The organism is Idiomarina abyssalis (assembly GCF_019797805.1).
Taxonomy (GTDB): Bacteria; Pseudomonadota; Gammaproteobacteria; order Enterobacterales; family Alteromonadaceae; genus Idiomarina; species Idiomarina abyssalis.
On the sequence record NZ_CP081832.1, the window covers coordinates 898141 to 916482 of the forward strand.

The window sequence follows — 18342 nt, forward strand, 5'->3', positions numbered from 1 at the left end:
ATACAGCATACTTTACCGAAAACGGTGGTTTTAATCTGCTCTATTACGGGCTAGAATTTGTAACATAATTTGTGGTCAGACCAGTATTGGTTTACGAAGTGAGGAATTATTATGACAGCAGCGCAACGCTTGCTAACCGTTAATGGTGAACGAATTGCCTTTGTAGCAGGCTTAAGAACGCCATTTGCTAAGCAGGCAACAGATTTTCATGGGGTTCCGGCCGTCGATCTTGGAAAGATGGTGGTTCAGGAACTTGTCAATAAAACCGGCATTGAAGCTGAATGGGTTGAGCAACTGGTATTTGGACAAGTGGTCCAGATGCCTGAAGCCCCGAACATTGCGCGTGAAATTGTGCTTGGTACAAGTTTACCGGTGAAGACAGACGCTTATAGTATCTCCCGAGCTTGCGCTACGAGTTTTCAATCTGCGGTTAATATTGCTGAAGCAATGGTCGTTGGACATATCCGTGGTGGTATAGCTGGTGGTGCGGACTCGTCGTCTGTATTACCTATTGGCGTGAGCAAACGTCTGGCCAGAGCTTTGGTTGATTTGAACAAAGCGAAAACCCTGGGGCAGAGGTTGTCTATCCTGAAGCGTCTGGGCTTTAAAGATTTGTTGCCCGTACCACCTGCTATTGCTGAATACAGTACCGGCCTTAGTATGGGGGATACTGCGGAGCAAATGGCGAAAACGCATAATATTAGCCGCGCAGACCAAGATGAGCTAACGGTAAGGTCTCACCAAAAAGCTCATGCTGCCTGGGAGGCAGGCTGGTTAAGTGACGAAGTGATGACTGCTTACCCTGAGCCTTATAAAAAGCATTTAAGTCGCGATAATAATATTCGTGGCGAAAGTCAGGTCGATAAACTGGCTAAATTGAAACCGGTGTTTGATCGCAAGCATGGTTCAGTAACTGCCGCAAACAGCACGCCTTTAACGGATGGTGCTTCAGCGGTCCTGATGATGACCGAAAGCCGGGCAAAAGAACTTGGTTTACCGGTGCTGGGCTATTTACGCAGCTACGCTTTTGCCGCTTTGCAGGTTGAAGAAGATATGCTGATGGGACCGTCTTATTCAACACCGGTTGCGCTTGACCGTGCAGGCATGACGCTTAACGACTTGGATCTTATCGATATGCATGAAGCGTTCGCAGCGCAAACCTTGGCGAACATGAAAATGTTTGCGAGCGACAAGTTTGCGAAAGATAAGCTGGGTCGTGATAAAGCCATTGGTGAAATCGATATGGATAAATTTAACGTGCTGGGCGGCTCCATTGCTTATGGTCATCCATTTGCCGCCACCGGTACCAGAATGATCACGCAAACTTTGAATGAATTGCGCCGTCGCGGTGGAGGTGTTGGTTTAACGACAGCATGTGCCGCTGGTGGTTTAGGTGCAGCAATGATTGTGGAGACAGAATAATGAGTCAGGATAAAGCATTCACTATGGAAGTGAGGGACGACGGAGTTGCAGTAGTTACAATAGACGTCCCTGGTGAGTCAATGAATACCTTAAAAGACTCATTTGCAGAAGAAGTTGGTAGTTTGATGAATCGCTTAGAGAGCGATGACTCAGTGAAAGGCGTTGTGTTTATTAGTGGCAAGCCCGGCTCTTTTATTGCTGGCGCTGATATCAACATGATAGATGGCTGCGAAAACGCGGTCGATGCAGAGAGTCTGGCAAGAAAAGGGCAGGCTATGTTCGATCGTATTGAGCAGTTGAATGTACCTGTGGTTGCAGCAATCAACGGAGCTTGCTTAGGCGGCGGGCTCGAGTTGGCTATGGCATGTCATGTGCGAATTTGTACTGATAACAGCAAAACGGCGTTAGGTCTGCCTGAAGTCAAATTAGGCTTGCTGCCGGGCAGCGGTGGTACCCAGCGATTACCAGAACTGGTTGGTGTTCAGCAAGGACTGACTATGATACTGACCGGTAAGGAGCTGCGTGCTAAGCAGGCTAAAAAAGCTGGCCTGGTGGCGGAAGTTGTCCCACAAAGTATTCTTTTAGATGTGGCCGTAGAGCACGCGCTGAAGCGCAAGCCTAAGTCGACGAAGCCGCCGCTTAAAGGCATGAGTAAGGTATTAGAGGCCACTCGGTTTGGTCGTGACATTATCTTTAAAAAGGCTGGTGAGCAGGCTCAGAAGAAAGCTCACGGCAACTACCCGGCAATTGATAAGATCATTCAGACAGTTCGCGAAGGTGTTGAGCGCGGTCGTGAAGCCGGTTTAGACAAAGAAGCCCGTAGCTTTGGTGAGTTGGCAATGACACCGGAGTCTTATCAACTGCGTCAGATTTTCTTTGCTACAACAGAAATGAAGAAGGAAACCGGCGCAGACGGCGTTGAGCCTGATCCGGTAAAACGGGTCGGTGTCTTAGGCGGTGGTTTAATGGGTGGAGGTATTGCTTATGTCACCGCGGCTAAAGCGGGTATTCCGGCGCGCATAAAAGACATTAGCGAAGACGGAATTAGCAACGCTTTACACTACAGCTATGAGCGCCTGAACAAGAAGGTTAAGCGTCGTCATATGCGCCGCGCAGAGCTTGAAAAGACTATGTTGATGTTGAGTGGCTCACTTGACTATAGCGGTTTTGAGCGCACCGACGTGGTTATTGAAGCGGTTTTTGAAGATCTTAACCTGAAGCAAAAGATGGTTGCTGATGTGGAAGAGCATGCCGCTGAGTCGACTATTTTTGCAACCAATACCAGCTCGCTGCCTATTACCCAAATAGCCGCTACGGCGAAGCGCCCAGAGCAGGTAATTGGTCTTCACTATTTTTCTCCGGTGGATAAAATGCCATTGGCAGAAATCATTACGCACTCAGGTACATCGGATAAAACCATTGCCACCACAGTATCCCTGGCTAAAAAGCAGGGGAAAACACCGATTGTGGTAAAAGATGGTGCCGGGTTCTACGTTAACCGTATTCTGGCGCCATACATGAACGAAGCGGCGCGCCTGCTGTTAGCTGGCGAACCTATTGAGCACCTGGATAAAACCCTGGTGAAATTTGGTTTTCCGGTAGGCCCTATCACTTTACTTGATGAAGTGGGTATCGACGTTGCGGCAAAAGTGGCGCCGGTTTTGGTGAAAGAACTGGGTGATCGCTTTGAGGCCCCTGATGCTTTTGAAAAGCTGATTGATGACGACCGCAAGGGCAAGAAGAATCAAAAAGGCTTTTATCAATACGGTAAGGGAGTGAAAGGCAAACCGGTGGATACGTCAGTTTATTCTTTGTTAGATATCGATCCTAAACAAAGTAAGTCAGCTGATGAAATTATTGATATTTGCCTGCTACCGATGCTGAATGAGGCGGCTTACTGCCTGCAGGAAGAGATCATCCGCAGTCCGCGTGACGGTGACATTGGTGCAATTTTTGGCATCGGGTTCCCACCTTTCCTGGGCGGCCCTTTCCGTTATATGGACAGTCAGGGTCTTGAAACAATAGTGAACAAGCTGGAGAAGCTAGCCTCGGAAAGAGGTGAGCGATACACCCCGGCACCTTTACTTAAACAGATGGTAGAGAACGGCTGGAGTTTTTATCAGTAACGGATAGAACCAAGCTGAGAATTATACCTGAGCAGCAATGTTGTTGTGCTGCTCAATAAATTCAATTAATGCGTCAGCCGGCATAGGCTTCGCATAATAAAAGCCTTGAATGTATTCGCATTTGAGGCTTTTTAATGTCTGCAACTGAGCTTTTGTTTCAACTCCTTCTGCAACCACTTTTAACCCCAGGTTATGTGCCATAGCGATGATAGAAGCAACCATATTACGGTCTTTGTCGTTAATAGTAATATCATCGACAAAGGCCTTATCCACCTTAAGGCTGTTCATTGGAAAACGCTTTAGGTAAGACAGTGACGAATAACCTGTTCCGAAGTCATCCAGTGCCAGTTTGACGCCCATATCGGATAAGTTTTCCATCATCGTAATTGCGCGTTCAGGGTCACTCATTACCATGCCTTCCGTGACTTCGAATTCAACATGGCGAGGGTGTAAGTCTTCTTCTCGCAAAATTTGCTCAATTTGAAGCGCCAGACTGGATTGCATGAACTGACGAGCTGACAAATTGATTGCAATACTTTTTGGTGAGCCCGGGTAAGTCATGAACTTTTTCATATCACGGCAGGACTGACGTAAAACATCCTCGCCCAAAGGAATTATAAGCCCGGTTTCCTCAGCTAACGGAATAAACTCCGCTGGGTTAATCATAGAGCCGTCACTACTTTCAATGCGGGCCAGGGCCTCAAGGCCGGCAATGTGACCGGAACTGATTTCAATTTTAGGTTGGTAATACACTCGAATATTATTTGCTTTTAATGCCGCTCTCAGTTCATTCTCCAATTTCAGTCGTTTAACTGCGTTTTCGTTCATCGACTGACTGAAGAATTGGTAGCAGTTTCCGCCACGCTGCTTGGCGTGATACATGGCCATATCGGCTTTCTGTAAAAGCTCCTGTGACGTCTGGCCGTCGTGAGGGTAAAGAACAATACCAATTGAACTGCCGATGACAATTTCCTGATCCTGAATTAAATAAGGCTCTGCTACTTTAAGGTTTATTTGATTACCCAAATCGCCGATTAAATTAATATCGATACTGTCTTCAATAAGGAGGCCAAACTCATCACCGCCCAGACGGTAAAGGGTATCCTGTCTGCGGCCTATATCCATTAACCGTTCAGCAACCTGACATAAAAGCTCATCACCTATTTCATGGCCTAAAGAGTCGTTAATCTTTTTGAAATCATCCAGATCAAAGAGTAACAAGGTATGAGAGACTTTTTTCCGAACCAGATTAGAGTGGCTGACCTGGAAATACGAGCGGTTCGGTAACCCGGTCAAAGTGTCCGTATTAGAAAGACGACGCAGTTCATTCTCGGTATGACGCCTTTCAGAGATATCAGAGAAGCTCGCAACAATAAGGGATACCTCGCCGTTATCATCGCGAACGGCGTCCAGAGTAAGCTCCATCAGGAACTCACCACCATTCGCTTTTAAGTCGGTAACTTCACCACGCCATGTTCCATCTTTTATGACGGCACGCTTTATTTGATTCACAAAACTTTCAGGGTAGCAGGGTAACGTTAATACTTGCCCCAAGACTTGCTCACGCTGAAAACCACTAATACGTTCGAACGCGTTATTGACCTCGCGCTTACGGAAGAAGCGGTCAAAAATACAAATGCCGTCAGAAATATTGGTAATTGATGACGCCAGCATATTAATGCGCTCTTCGGAGCTAACCAGGTTGCTGATATCGCTTAAGGTGCCATACATGATTTTATTTTGACCGTCGCTCTGCAATCGCCCCCGGTCCATTACCCAAAGCCAACTTCCCTGATTATCCAGTCGGTATGTGCATTCAAATACCTCAGACTTTCTTTGTAGGTGATCATCGAGACTGTTTTGTAAGCGCTGTAGGTCCTCAGGGTGAATATTTGACTGACCGCCGGAAAAGCCAATTCGCTTCCCATCAATGGGGAATGCAGGGCAACTTTGCCAAATATTCTGGCGAACGAGCTCACCAGAATTTAAATTCCACTCCCAGCATTGATAGTTGCTGGACTGTAGTCCCTGTGCTTGCCTTTTGTATTGAGTAAGCGTTTGTTCTAATACCAACTGGCGTTGGCGACGGACTAACCAATAAATGACTAAGCCCATCAGAATGGCCGTTATATAAGCTCCCCAGGCAATAGGACTCTGCCAAAGCGGAGTCATTACGTTGAGTTGTTTAAAAGCGGAAGGAGACCAGTTGCTTCCGTCATAAGACGTCTGCACTTCAAACCTATGGCTACCCGAGGGAAGAGACGAAAGCTGTACAAAATCCTGACCTTGTTCGAGATACTGCCACGCAGTTTCGTCATGGTCTAATTTGTAGCGATAAGAAAGATACTCATTTGCTCTGGAAAATGGCAGGCTGAACTTATTTAAGTAGCTATTTTCATTTACTTTTTTGACATCAATATGTATCGGGTGTGGGAAAAGTGGACGGCTTTCGAGAATAAGTTGTTTACCAGAAACCTGACCAAATTCACCTATCTCTATTGCTTCTGTTTGCGTATGCAGCCACAGTGACTTGCCAAAATGAGTTAATCTGGCGGGTTGAGAAGACAGCTCAGCAACATTAAGTTGCTCCCAACTTTTCTCCAGGATGTCATACCGGTAAACGGCTTTAGTTTCAGTGGTCAGAACATACAAGTAGTTCGCAAAAAGCTCTATCTCTGCGACTTGAACGCTTGCGTTTGGATAATGATGAAGCTCAGAAATTTCCTTCTCTCGTGTGTCATAAAATAATACACCTAAATTAGTCGCCAGCCACCAGTTACCATTCTTGTCTTCGGTTGATGCCGTAACCTGCTGCATCAGTTTAGGTGAACCAATGTTCTCAGTTTTCGCTGTATGTCGGGAGGTATGCGCTAACGCAGAAGGAGCAAAGGGACTTTCTATCTGAAAAAGTCCTGAATGTCTGGATATAGAAAAAATGTCTCTCCGTGCAATTTGGGTGGTCTTTGTGGTGGGAATATCATGCAACTTAGTGAGCTTCTCATTAGACAGTTTGTAAAGCCCCTGCTTTGAGCTGAACAATATCCCATGACTGGCTGATAAACGCATACTAATGATATCGCTTAACTCACTGAGATAATTGGGGATTGGCTCTAAACGAAAATCGTCATTCAATATGACCAGACCAACGTTGGTTACCAACCAGAGTTGCTGCTGATAGCGCAACGCGGAGTATAGCTCGTTTCCGGGAATTTGTTCCGTTATAGGATTTTGCTTATTGAGGGAAAAGACTTCTCTGGAGAAGCCATCCCAAACGAATACACCGTCTTTTTCAGTACTTAACCAATACCAATGCTTGCCGGAATAGATGTAGTTAACCTGCTCAATGGGCTCAGCGTTATAAGTTAAGTTAAGCTGTTCAAACTTATTAGCCTGCGCATTATAGCGGTAAATAAAACGCTCTGTCGCAACCAGTAAACGACCATTTTTATCTTCCGATATCGAGCTGATATCTGACTGAGTCGCTGATTTATACCCGGGGAGTTTAAATACCTCTGGTGTAAAGGACTCTAATGACAGTCGAGCCAGTCCTTTCTCTGAGTTCAGCCAAAGAGACTCTGATTTATCAAAGAAAAGCTGTTTTATGCTAACCGATAGTACATTCGTTGCAGGTTCATTGGTTGCTGAGTAATTATAAAATTGAGTGCCGTCAAAGCGGCTCAGCCCTTCCTCAGTTGCAATCCATAAGAACCCATTGGGGCCTTCAGCACTATCATAGATATGATTATCAGGTAAGCCGTCTGAAAAAGACCATTGTTTAACAGTAAAATCATCAGGAGTTTCTTGTGCAGAAACATTAGGGCTATAGCTTTGTAATAACAAAAAGCATAGCAAAAACGCAGAGCGTAATGTTCTGATAGAAAGAGTAAAGATCACGAGAAACCTAATGAGTGGCTACTTAAGTAGCTCTTTATTGTTAATATATCGTTAAGATAACGAGAGAGCAACTTACTGTCAAAGGCTATTCTACTCGCTCTAAGCTTAGGTTTGAAGTCTCAGTAGTTGCGTTTTGTCACTTAGACGCTCTTTTATTCTCTCGAGCCACTCGACTAACTGACAGTGCTCCAAGGCTGATAATAACTCCTGTTGACGGTTAAACTCAGTATCTGCAAGTTGAATTGCCCCCCAGAGTCTTTGGCTGCGCACGCGTAAATTTCGATCGATAGTTCGTATTTGTTGTCTCAGTACTGATTTCGCGTGATGCCATTCTTTTAACGTTAAATTATGGAGGACTTCCAGCTGTTGGGCGATAACCTCTTGCATTGCCTGGTAAATTTCATCGGCACTGTATTCGTGCGACTGTAAGAAAAAGAGAATACCGGGCAACCGTTGTACCGGGAAATACTGACTGCCTGCAACATAACCAAGTTGACGCTCTGTTCTTAGTTCCTGGAATACAGGCTGGTGAATCAGTTGCTGTAAAAGCATGAAACTGATTTGTTCCATTGATGTGTCATCTCTTCCCTGGTAGTAAAGAAGCAGGGCAGTATCTGAGTGCTCAGAAGGGACTAAGAGTTGCTGCGAAACAAAGTCTCGTATTCGCTTTATGGGAGCCCGCTTAATCGAAGCACTTTTCGAACTAGGTAAATTAGACTTAATAAGCTGCCCAAGCTGTAAAGCGTTTTCTCTCTTCCAGTCGCCGTGTGCAAACGCGGTAACATGAACAGGGGAGAATAACTTAGCGATTTCTACCGTAAATTGACGAAAAGAGACCGGCTCTAGCTCACAGGCTAAATCGCGCAGCCTGAACAAACCGAATTGCAGTTGCTGGTTGAGCTCAGCAAAGAGTTTATTCAAAGGTTGGTTCTGATGGGCGGAGTGCCAGTTACTTAAAAGGCTCTGCTTAAGATCGTGCCATCTGCGTCTTGCAAAACGCGTTTTTAAAGCGCGCTCAATAAGGTGCTGCATCAAAGGAATTTGCCCGGCCGACAAGCCCGTTGTATGAATGGTAATGCCGCTTTGGGTTGGGTATATATTAAAATGTAACCCTGCGACTTCTGCATCGTAAAGGTCATCATTTAAGGCGTCTATCATTAACTCGGACCATAAGCGGGCAATGGCAAAATTAAAGGCCGAGTTGGTGACGGCCGGTAATTTTAATGAAAGATAAATATGCCCTTTAGGAACTCTGAAGTCACGATCCTGTAAGTGCCATAACTGGAGTTGAGGGCTATCTTCAATCAAGTTTGGCAGGGAACCACCGGCTTCCAGCTCTAATGGAGCAAATCGTGAGTTGAGGAAACGGTTAGGTTTGGGTAAGCCGCAGCAAAAGTTTTCGGGCGTTGATGAAAACAGCTGGTGCTGAAGCTGACTAATTGCTTCTATGGCGTACTCTGTATTATAAATAGGTGCGACTCGATCAGTCTCAACATCAGGAGCAACTAAGGTAATACGGGCATTTTGTGCCGTCATTTCTTGCAATAACCGCTTTGCGTAGACGTGATTCAATCCGTCCATACGGTAATCACCGTAGAGCGCATCTTCCTGTTTATAATGAAAAGCGTTAACGGAGAGCTGATTAGCCAATTCGCCAACCGGAGTGGGCTCCTGATAAAGAAAGCTCATTTCCGTTGTTATACGGCGCTCTTCATAGCGCCAGTCAATAACACCTTCCGCTTCTATTTTTCGAATATACGCAAAAATCCATTGCACGATATGACTGGCATTACGGCGGCCAGAGCTTGTCAGCTGTAAGTTAATATTAAAATCTTTAAAGTTACTGCCACTGATTCCGCCACCAGCAGAGAGAGAGTTAACCCAGCCTTTTGAACGTAACGCATTAAACAGGCTTCCAGGGCCTTCGTAACCTAATAAGTGAGCGATAAAACTGGTGGTCTTATGAGGGTAATCTTCGTCAATACTGGGTAAAGGCAAGGTCAGAATAAGCCGGTAGGCTACCTTGATAGGCTTTACTTTAATCCATACACCTTTCTGCTCATTAAGATAAAGAGGAGCTGTAATTGGCTCTTTGGGGCCGCTTTCCTGCTTAATATCAGAAAAGTATTGTTGCGCTAGCCGAGTTAGCTCATCAAGCGACTGCGGTCCGGCAATGACCAGACGCATTCTTTGAGCAACATAATGTTCGTTAAAAAAGGCTTTCAGTTTACTTTTTAAACTGCCGTGCTTGTCATTTTTGAGTGTATTAAGGTTACCTACGGAAAACTGGCTAAACGGATGCTCAGGGTTAGCCGTAACTTTATGAACCTGATAAAGACGACGGAGTTCATCATTTTGCTTTAAACGGAATTCAGACTCAATTGACTGAATTTCTTTATCTATCCAGTTATCGGACAGTAACGGCTCTTTCAACATTGAGGCAAAAAACTCTAACGAACGTGATAAGGCGTTAGCATTGCAGTCAAAATGAAAGTTAGAAAACTCAGTACCTGTCCAGGCGTTGTGCTGCCCACCATGCAAGTTGAGAAAGTGGCCAAAAGCAGAGGGCTCAGGGAAGGCTCGGCTGCCTAAAAATAGCATGTGTTCCAGAAAGTGGGCTAACCCTTGAGTATGGTCTGGATCATCGAAGTGACCGGCGTTGACGGCGATAGAAGCCGCAGCCTTGGGGCTATCAGGACAATGAACCAACAACACCTTTAGTTGGTTGGACAATGTCAGGTGTTGATAGTCTCGTTTGTCTCCAGAACTGCGGACAACACGGACGACCTCATCAGTGAGTGAAGAGTTCGCCATAATTCTCCCTGATATGAATTTTAAATCGAGTTATTGATCCAGTGGTTGATCAAAGTCTTCTGGTTTATCAAAGTCACCTTTAAAATCCTGCAATTGCTTGTTGTTAAAGGTTAATACCAATTCTTTGCGGAAATCTTTGCCAGAATTTGGATCCATATTGTAGAGATATACCCAACGGTCAGAATCAAAACTGTTCTCAGCAACTGGGTTTCCTAATACGAAAATAACTTGTTCTTCGGTCATTCCTACGCGTAATTTATCGACATCTTCCTGCTCCAGATAATTTCCCTGGGGAATATCAATACGATATACCATTTTATCGAGCAACGAACAGCCACTTAAGCCAATAATGGCAACGAGCAAAACTCCAAATCTTGACATGAAATACCTATTAAAATTAATCATAATTGATTGTATTGGCGTTGATGATAAACAATGACTTCATCGAACGCCAGCATAGAACGAATTTAACTGGCGAGTAACTCTTTAGCATTCGCTTTTGCCATGTCAGTCACTTTGTCGCCACCGAGTAGCCGTGCCAATTCAATAACTCGCTGCTCATTTGATAATGCTGTAACCGCGGTCTCTGTCTCTGCACCATCTGTTGTCTTACTCACTTGTAGTTGGTGGTGAGCTTTTGCTGCAACCTGCGGTAAATGAGTGACACAAATAACTTGTGACGTTTTCCCCAGCTTTTGAAGCATAGAGCCGACGATAGCTGCTGTAGGCCCGCTGACACCAACATCAACTTCATCAAACATCATGGTGGGTACCGTCTTCTGAGTCGCCGTCATGACCTGTATGGCAAGGCTTATTCTTGAAAGTTCACCACCAGAGGCGACTTTATTCAATGATTGTATTGGTTGCCCAGGGTTAGTTGTTACGAGAAAGTCGACTTGATCTGTACCTAAGCGAGTCGCCCGTGCGCTGGCATCATGCTCTACCTGAATGACGAAACGCCCGTGTGGCATATTAAGTTCATGCATAGACTGGCTGATTTTCTGGCTTAATTCTTTTGCCGCCTGTTCGCGACTATTGGAGAGCTTTTGCGCGCTATCCCGATAGGTTTTACGGGCCTGCTGTCTTTCTTCATCAAGTTGCTCTGCGTGCTCGCCGGCTTGCTCCAGACTATTTAATTCAGCGATAAGTTTTTTGTGCTGCTGACTTAACTCTGCACCGGGTATTTGATGTTTTTTAGCAAGGTTAATAGCGGTACTTAAACGTTCTTCAACTACTTGGAGCTCACCGGGGTCCAGCTCCAGGTCATCCTGATATTGCCTTAACTCCAGAGCCGCTTCTTCAATATGTACTTTGGCCTGTTGCAGTAACTGATTAATGGGGGTGAGAGCTGTATCCATTTCTGCAGCTTCCTCAAGCCTTTGGCTTGCTGACTGAACTAAGCCGGCTGCATTATTATGTTCGCCTTCATAAAGTGCGTTTAAAGCAAATACGCCAGCCTCAAGCAAAACCTTACTGTTGCTCAAACGCTTGTGTTTTTGATCCAGTTCCTCAAACTCACCATCAGTTAGGGCAAACTCATTTAATTCATTGACTTGATACTCAAGAAGCTGACGCTGAGCTTCCAGTTCTTCTTTTTGTTGCTGATAATGTTGATACTGTTTTTCGACAGAAGCCCAATTTCGATAATCTTCCTGGACTTTATCCAGCAAATGCTGATGACGAGCATAACTGTCCAACAGACTTAACTGGTGATCTTCTTTTAGTAGCAGCTGGTGTTCGTGCTGCCCGTGAATGTTTACCAACAAGGGAGCCAGAGATTTTTGTTGACTCAAAGGAACAGGAGTTCCGTTTATCCAGGCTTTAGAGCGGCCATCGCGCTGAATAACCCGGCGTAATACGCAGTCTTCATCGGTATCAAATTCGTTGCTTATTAACCATTGGTATGCGGGACTGTCGGCTGCAAGTGTAAAAACGGCAGAGATTTCCGCTTTCTCTTGCCCCGGGCGGACCCAGTTTGCATCGGCTCTACTGCCGAGACATAGGCTTAGCGCATCTAAAGCTATTGATTTACCGGCACCCGTTTCGCCGGTGATAGCAGTCATGCCGTTATGAAATTCAATGTCTAAAGACTTAACGACGGCAAAGTTGCGAACAGTTAATTGCGATAACATAGCCTTCGCTCCAATACTGTTGATATGTACAGGTTATACAGTATTTATACAGTAGTCTTTGTAAAATGCAAGTTTGCGAATTAAAAAAGCCGGCTACCCCAGCCCAGTTTGTTACGCAATACGTGGTAATAATTGTGGTCTATCGGATGAATCATTCTTAATGTTTTAGCGTATTTCTTAATAATGACATCATCACCGGGATGCACCGTCATTCGGGCGTGACCATCGCAACTGATCTGAAGTAAGTCGTTATCATAAGCGGCTTTAAGACGGACTTCACTGTTGCCGTCAACAACGATAGGGCGACTGCTTAAGGTGTGCGGGAACATTGGTACCAGCGTCATGGCGTCAAGGCCGGGGTGTAAAATTGGGCCACCACCAGAGAGTGAATAAGCGGTGGAGCCTGTTGGTGTTGCGCAGATTAATCCATCTGAGCGTTGGCTGAAGACAAAGTGATCATCGACATAAAGTTCGAACTCAATCATGTGAGCGACTTTGTCTGAGTGCAGGACTATTTCATTAATTGCACGGCCGGTGCCTGATGATTCTCCGTTACTAATGACTTCCGCTGAGAGCAGAAAGCGTTCTTCAACGTGGTAGTCCCCGTTTAAAACGGCAAGTAGGGGAGTCATAACTTCATCTGGATCCAGATCGGTTAGAAAACCTAAATTTCCCCGGTTAACACCGATGACACCAACGTTGTGTTCGCACAAGGCTCTGGCAGCCCCCAGCATATTGCCGTCACCGCCAACGACAATGGCAATTTCCGCCCATTCCCCTAAGTCCTGAAGACTGAGTGTTTCAACTTGCTCTGGTAAGGTCAGCTGCTCGGCTGTGCGGGTCTCCAGGCACAGACTGAATCCGCGATGGATCAAAGCGGTGGTAATTGTTTCTAAGGTTAACTGGGTACCACGATCATTGGCTTTTCCAAGCAGTCCAATTTTTTTAAAAGCACTCATTCATAGGATCCTTATGCGGTCGTGTGGTTACGCTACGATGAGCAAGAAAATTTATCAAGTGAGAGAAATCCCCTTGAAAGAAAAAAACTTGCCCCCATTAACTTGGCAACCTCAATTTAAAACTGGTTAAAGAGAGTCACTTATGACCGACAAAAACGATTCTAAACAAAAAGCTGAAGCGGCTAACGAACCGACAGTAGAGCAGCAGAAAGCTGAGCAGGAAGCCGCGCAAGCGGCGGAAGATGCGTTGCAGCAGGATGTAACTGCTGATGAGGCTGAAACAGCAGGTCAGTCGTCTGAGCAAACCGATCGCATTGCTGAGCTAGAGCTTGCGCTGAGTAAAGCTGAAGCAAAAGTGAATGATCAGCGTGACTCGGTGCTTCGCACACAGGCTGAAATGGAAAACGTTCGTCGCCGAGCTAGTCAGGATGTTGAAAAGGCACATAAGTTCGCGCTGGAAAAGTTCGCTAACGAGATACTGACTTCGGTAGATAACTTAGAGCGAGCTTTACAGCTGGCTGATAAAGAAGACGAAGCGAACAAAAATTTTGTGGAAGGTATAGAGCTGACCTACAAAAGCTTAACTTCAACGCTTGAAAAATTCGGCGTTAAAGCCATAGGCGAAGAAGGCGAAGCCTTTAATCCCGATCAGCATCAGGCTATGTCGATGCAGGAGTCGGACGACCACCCGAACAACACTATTATGGCAGTTATGCAAAAAGGCTACGAGCTGAATGGACGCTTGTTGCGCCCAGCGATGGTGATGGTTGCGCGTAACTCGAGCTCTGGTGTCGACACTAAAGCGTAACAAAATTGAAAATTATCCCCTTGTTGGGTATTGAAATTCAGACATGGGCACCCCAGATAAAGGGTATCGAAACAAATTACATGAATTAGAAGTTGGAGACGAATCATGGGTAAAACGATTGGTATTGATTTAGGTACAACAAACTCTTGTGTTGCTGTACTGGATGGTGGCAAAGCTCGCGTAATTGAAAACGGCGAAGGCGACCGTACAACCCCGTCAGTAGTTGCATTTACTGACGATGGCGAAATTTTGGTAGGTTCACCGGCGAAACGTCAGGCCGTAACCAACCCAAATAAAACCTTGTTTGCGATTAAGCGCTTAATAGGCCGTCGTTTTCAAGACGAAGAAGTACAACGCGACATCGGTATCATGCCTTACAAAATTGTTAAGGCAGACAATGGCGATGCATGGGTAGAAATTGATGGTGATAAGAAAGCACCACCACAGATTTCTGCTGAAGTTTTGAAGAAAATGAAGAAGACCGCCGAAGAGTTTTTGGGTGAGTCGGTAACTGATGCTGTTATTACCGTACCGGCATATTTTAACGATGCTCAGCGCCAGGCAACCAAAGACGCGGGTAAAATTGCAGGTCTTAACGTCAAACGTATTATTAACGAGCCAACAGCTGCTGCATTGGCGTACGGTATGGACAAGAAGTCCGGCGACAATGTGATTGCTGTGTATGACTTAGGTGGTGGTACGTTCGATATCTCAATCATCGAAATTGATGAAGTTGAAGGCGAGCACACTTTTGAAGTACTGGCGACCAACGGTGATACGCACTTAGGTGGTGAGGACTTCGATAACCGTTTGATTAACTACTTAGTTGAGCAGTTCGAAAAAGACCAGGGCATTGACCTGCGTAAAGATCCGCTGGCTATGCAGCGCTTAAAAGAAGCGGCAGAGAAAGCGAAGATTGAACTGTCATCTGCGCAGCAGACTGAAGTTAACCTGCCTTACATTACGGCAGACAACACCGGTCCTAAGCACATGGCTATTAAAGTGACTCGTGCGAAACTGGAATCACTGGTTGAAGACTTAATTAAGAAGTCGCTTGAGCCACTGAAACAAGCATTAGCTGATGCTGATCTGTCTGTCAGTGACATTCAGGACATCATCATGGTCGGTGGTCAGACTCGTATGCCGAAAGTACAGGCTGCAGTAACGGACTTCTTTGGTAAAGAACCACGTCGCGACGTGAACCCTGATGAAGCGGTTGCCGTTGGTGCTGCGGTTCAGGCGGGTGTTCTACAGGGCGACGTTAAAGACGTGCTGCTGTTAGACGTATGCCCTCTGTCGCTGGGTATTGAAACCATGGGCGGCGTAATGACGAAACTGATTGAGAAGAACACCACGATTCCAACCAAAGAATCGCAAACCTTCTCAACGGCTGAAGACAATCAATCTGCAGTAACCATCCATGTTATACAGGGTGAACGTAAACGCGCAGGGGATAACAAATCTCTGGGTCAGTTTAACCTGGAAGGCATTCGTGCAGCGGCTCGCGGTGTGCCACAAATTGAAGTTACTTTTGACATTGATGCGGACGGTATTCTGCACGTATCAGCCAAAGATAAAGACACAGGTAAAGAGCAGAAGATTACGATCAAAGCATCTTCTGGTCTGGATGAGTCTGAAGTCGATAAAATGGTTAAAGATGCCGAGGCTCACGCTGAGGAAGATAAGAAATTTGAAGAAATGGTTCAGGCACGTAACCAAGCCGATGGTTTGGTTCACGCAACCCGTAACCAGCTGAAAGAAGTTGGCGATGCCTTGTCTCAGGAAGACAAAGATGCGATTGAGAAAGCTTGTGAAGAACTTGAGCAAGCCTCTAAAGATGGTGATAAAGAAGCCATTGATGCAAAATCTCAAGCGCTGATGGAAGCGTCGCAGAAGCTGATGGAAGCGGCTCAACAGCAGCAAGCTCAGCAAGGAGCTGAAAGTGCGGCTGGCGGCGAACAGCAATCTTCCAAAGCTGATGACGATGTCGTTGATGCTGAATTTGAAGAAGTTAAAGACGACGATAAGAAGTAAGCATTAAGGCAACTTCGCAAAAGCACACGGGTGTTGCCGCAAGGTAATACCCGTGTATTTGTATCAGGCTGACATACCAGCATAGATAGAAGACGAAGAATTATGGCGACGCAAGATTTTTATCAGGTTCTGGGCGTATCAAAAGACGCTAACGAACGTGACATTAAAAAAGCCTACAAACGTATGGCTATGAAGTATCACCCCGACAGAACTAAGGGTGATAAAGAGATGGAAATAAAGTTTAAGGAAATTAAACAGGCGTACGAAGTCCTTTCCGATCCTCAAAAACGTCAGATGTATGATCAATATGGGCACGAAGCCTTCGAACAAGCACGTCAGGGCGGCGGTGGCCATGGTGCAGGTGGATTCGGCGGTGGTGCTGATTTTGCTGATATCTTTGGCGATGTATTTGGTGATATTTTTGGTGGTGGCAGACGCCAGCAGGCACGCGCTCAGCGTGGAGCAGACTTACGTTACAACCTGGATATGTCGCTGGAAGAAGCGGTTCGGGGTAAGACTGTCGAGCTGGAGATTCCAACGCTGGTTGAATGTGGTGACTGTGGCGGCAGCGGTGCTAAAAAAGGCAGTAAACCGCAGACTTGTGGACATTGTCATGGTGCCGGTCAAATTCAAATGCGCCAAGGCTTTTTCGCCGTACAGCAAACCTGTCCGCAGTGTCGGGGTAAAGGCACGATTATCAGTGATCCTTGCCGTACTTGTCATGGTCAGGGCCGTAAGGAAGAAACCAAAACCTTATCGGTTAAGATCCCATCGGGTGTCGATACGGGTGACCGCATTCGTTTAGCCAATGAAGGTGAAGCGGGTGAACATGGAGCGCCTGCCGGTGATTTATATGTTCAGGTTCATGTTCGTGAACATCCTATCTTCGCTCGTGATGGCAATAACTTATTCTGTGAGGTGCCGGTCAGTTTCACTAAAGCTGCTCTTGGCGGTGATATCGAAGTGCCGACGCTTGATGGCAAAGTGAAGCTTAAGGTTCCGAAAGAAACGCAGACAGGCAAGCATTTCAGATTGCGCGGTAAAGGCGTTAAGTCTGTGCGGACAGGTGCAGTAGGCGATTTAATCTGCAAAGTTGTGATTGAAACGCCTGTTAATTTGTCGTCCAAGCAGCGTGATATGCTTCAAGAGCTTGAAGATTCAATGGGAACGGGTGATGAAGCCGCAAAATTCCGACCCAAAGAAAAAGGCTTTTTTGACGGCGTAAAACAATTTTTTGATGACTTACGCAGTTAGATTGTCTATCACTATATAAGTGCATGACATAAAAAGACCGGAGGCAGTCAATGAATTGGAAAACCACAACGTTAAGTGCTTGTACGTTAGTCTTACTGGCGAGTTGTGCAGAATCTCCAACGGGACGTTCTCAGTTACAGCTTTATTCTAACAGTGAACTGAACAAAATGGGGGCTGCCTCTTATAAGGAAATGCGGGAAGAGGAAAAGATTAACGAGGATGCTGAGGTCAACGCTTATGTTCGTTGCATTAGTGATGCGTTAATTGAAAACTTGCCCGGTGATTACAGTCAAATGGATTGGCAGGTCACTGTGTTTGCGGAACCAACGGTGAATGCCTTTGCTCTGCCGGGTGGCTATATTGGTGTTTATGACGGTTTGATCGAAGTTGCCGAAAATCAGCATCAACTAGCCGCCGTTATTGGTCATGAAATTGGTCACGTTATTGCTGAACACAGTAATGAACGGATTTCCAGCAACATGATGGTTGGGCTTGGGCTGCAACTGGGGGGCATACTTGCCAGTACGCAGCTTGATAGCAATGAAGCGGGTTTATTGATGGCTGCTTTAGGTGTTGGTGCTCAGGTCGGTATCCTGTTGCCTTATTCGCGTACTCATGAATCTGAGTCAGACGAATTAGGTATGGAATATATGGCAGACGCCGGCTTTAAACTGGATCAGGCTCCTGAGTTGTGGCGCAATATGCAAGCAGCGTCAGGTGGTGAGTCTCCTCCGGAGTTGTTATCGACGCACCCGAATCCGCAAACCCGGATTAAAGATCTGGAAGCTTTGATACCATCTTTACAGGAAAGGTATGAAGCGGCTCGTGCTGCAGGAAACAAACCCGCTTGTGTACGTCCGGCTTCTGTAGACAGCGAAGACTGAAGTAATTAAGGGGAT

At 45.9% G+C, this 18342-nt stretch carries 11 protein-coding genes; 6 read left to right on the top strand and 5 right to left on the bottom strand.

The annotated features are described in order from the left end of the window. Positions 1 to 111: 111 nt before the first annotated feature. Together fadI and fadJ are read left to right on the top strand one after the other, a co-directional pair. Positions 112 to 1422: an acetyl-CoA C-acyltransferase FadI gene (gene fadI / locus K5X84_RS04205; protein ID WP_054487011.1), complete on the top strand. Its 1311-nt coding sequence runs from the start codon at positions 112 to 114 to the stop codon at positions 1420 to 1422. After that, entirely contained in the window at positions 1422 to 3548 is a 2127-nt protein-coding gene (gene fadJ / locus K5X84_RS04210; RefSeq protein WP_054487014.1) for a fatty acid oxidation complex subunit alpha FadJ, read from the top strand. Before fadI ends, fadJ begins: the two co-directional genes overlap by 1 nt. Positions 3549 to 3569: 21 nt before the next feature. Here the strand turns inward: fadJ and K5X84_RS04215 are convergent, their stop codons facing one another. The 5 genes from K5X84_RS04215 to nadK form a co-directional block, all read right to left on the bottom strand. After that, the gene (locus tag K5X84_RS04215; RefSeq protein WP_244994824.1) at positions 3570 to 7442 is read right to left on the bottom strand and encodes an EAL domain-containing protein; all 3873 of its coding nucleotides are present in this window, start codon (positions 7440 to 7442) and stop codon (positions 3570 to 3572) included. 105 nt (positions 7443 to 7547) lie between these two features. Then, the gene (locus K5X84_RS04220) at positions 7548 to 10256 is read right to left on the bottom strand and encodes an insulinase family protein (RefSeq protein WP_222236761.1); all 2709 of its coding nucleotides are present in this window, start codon (positions 10254 to 10256) and stop codon (positions 7548 to 7550) included. A gap of 30 nt (positions 10257 to 10286) precedes the next feature. Next, complete coding sequence (locus K5X84_RS04225) at positions 10287 to 10637, bottom strand: outer membrane protein assembly factor BamE (protein ID WP_222236762.1); 351 nt, start codon at positions 10635 to 10637, stop codon at positions 10287 to 10289. A gap of 86 nt (positions 10638 to 10723) precedes the next feature. Beyond that, complete coding sequence (recN, locus tag K5X84_RS04230; protein WP_222236763.1) at positions 10724 to 12388, bottom strand: DNA repair protein RecN; 1665 nt, start codon at positions 12386 to 12388, stop codon at positions 10724 to 10726. A gap of 80 nt (positions 12389 to 12468) precedes the next feature. Next, positions 12469 to 13347, bottom strand: coding sequence for an NAD(+) kinase (nadK, locus tag K5X84_RS04235; protein ID WP_199494418.1), 879 nt, complete (start codon positions 13345 to 13347; stop codon positions 12469 to 12471). Positions 13348 to 13489: 142 nt separating this feature from the next. Here nadK and grpE point away from each other — a divergent pair, with 142 nt between their 5' ends. The 4 genes from grpE to K5X84_RS04255 all read left to right on the top strand — a co-directional run bounded on the left by grpE (position 13490) and on the right by K5X84_RS04255 (position 18327). Next, entirely contained in the window at positions 13490 to 14155 is a 666-nt protein-coding gene (gene grpE, locus K5X84_RS04240) for a nucleotide exchange factor GrpE (RefSeq protein WP_199494419.1), read from the top strand. A gap of 105 nt (positions 14156 to 14260) precedes the next feature. Further along, positions 14261 to 16189 carry a molecular chaperone DnaK gene (gene dnaK, locus K5X84_RS04245; RefSeq protein WP_199494420.1) on the top strand — a complete coding sequence of 643 codons (1929 nt, stop codon included), beginning with the start codon at positions 14261 to 14263 and terminating at the stop codon, positions 16187 to 16189. Positions 16190 to 16291: 102 nt separating this feature from the next. Then, positions 16292 to 17443 (top strand): molecular chaperone DnaJ, encoded by a 1152-nt coding sequence (dnaJ, locus tag K5X84_RS04250; RefSeq protein WP_054487028.1) that lies wholly within the window; start codon positions 16292 to 16294, stop codon positions 17441 to 17443. 50 nt (positions 17444 to 17493) lie between these two features. Further along, positions 17494 to 18327, top strand: a complete 834-nt coding sequence (locus K5X84_RS04255) for a M48 family metallopeptidase (protein WP_054487030.1) — start codon at positions 17494 to 17496, stop codon at positions 18325 to 18327. Positions 18328 to 18342: the final 15 nt, after the last annotated feature.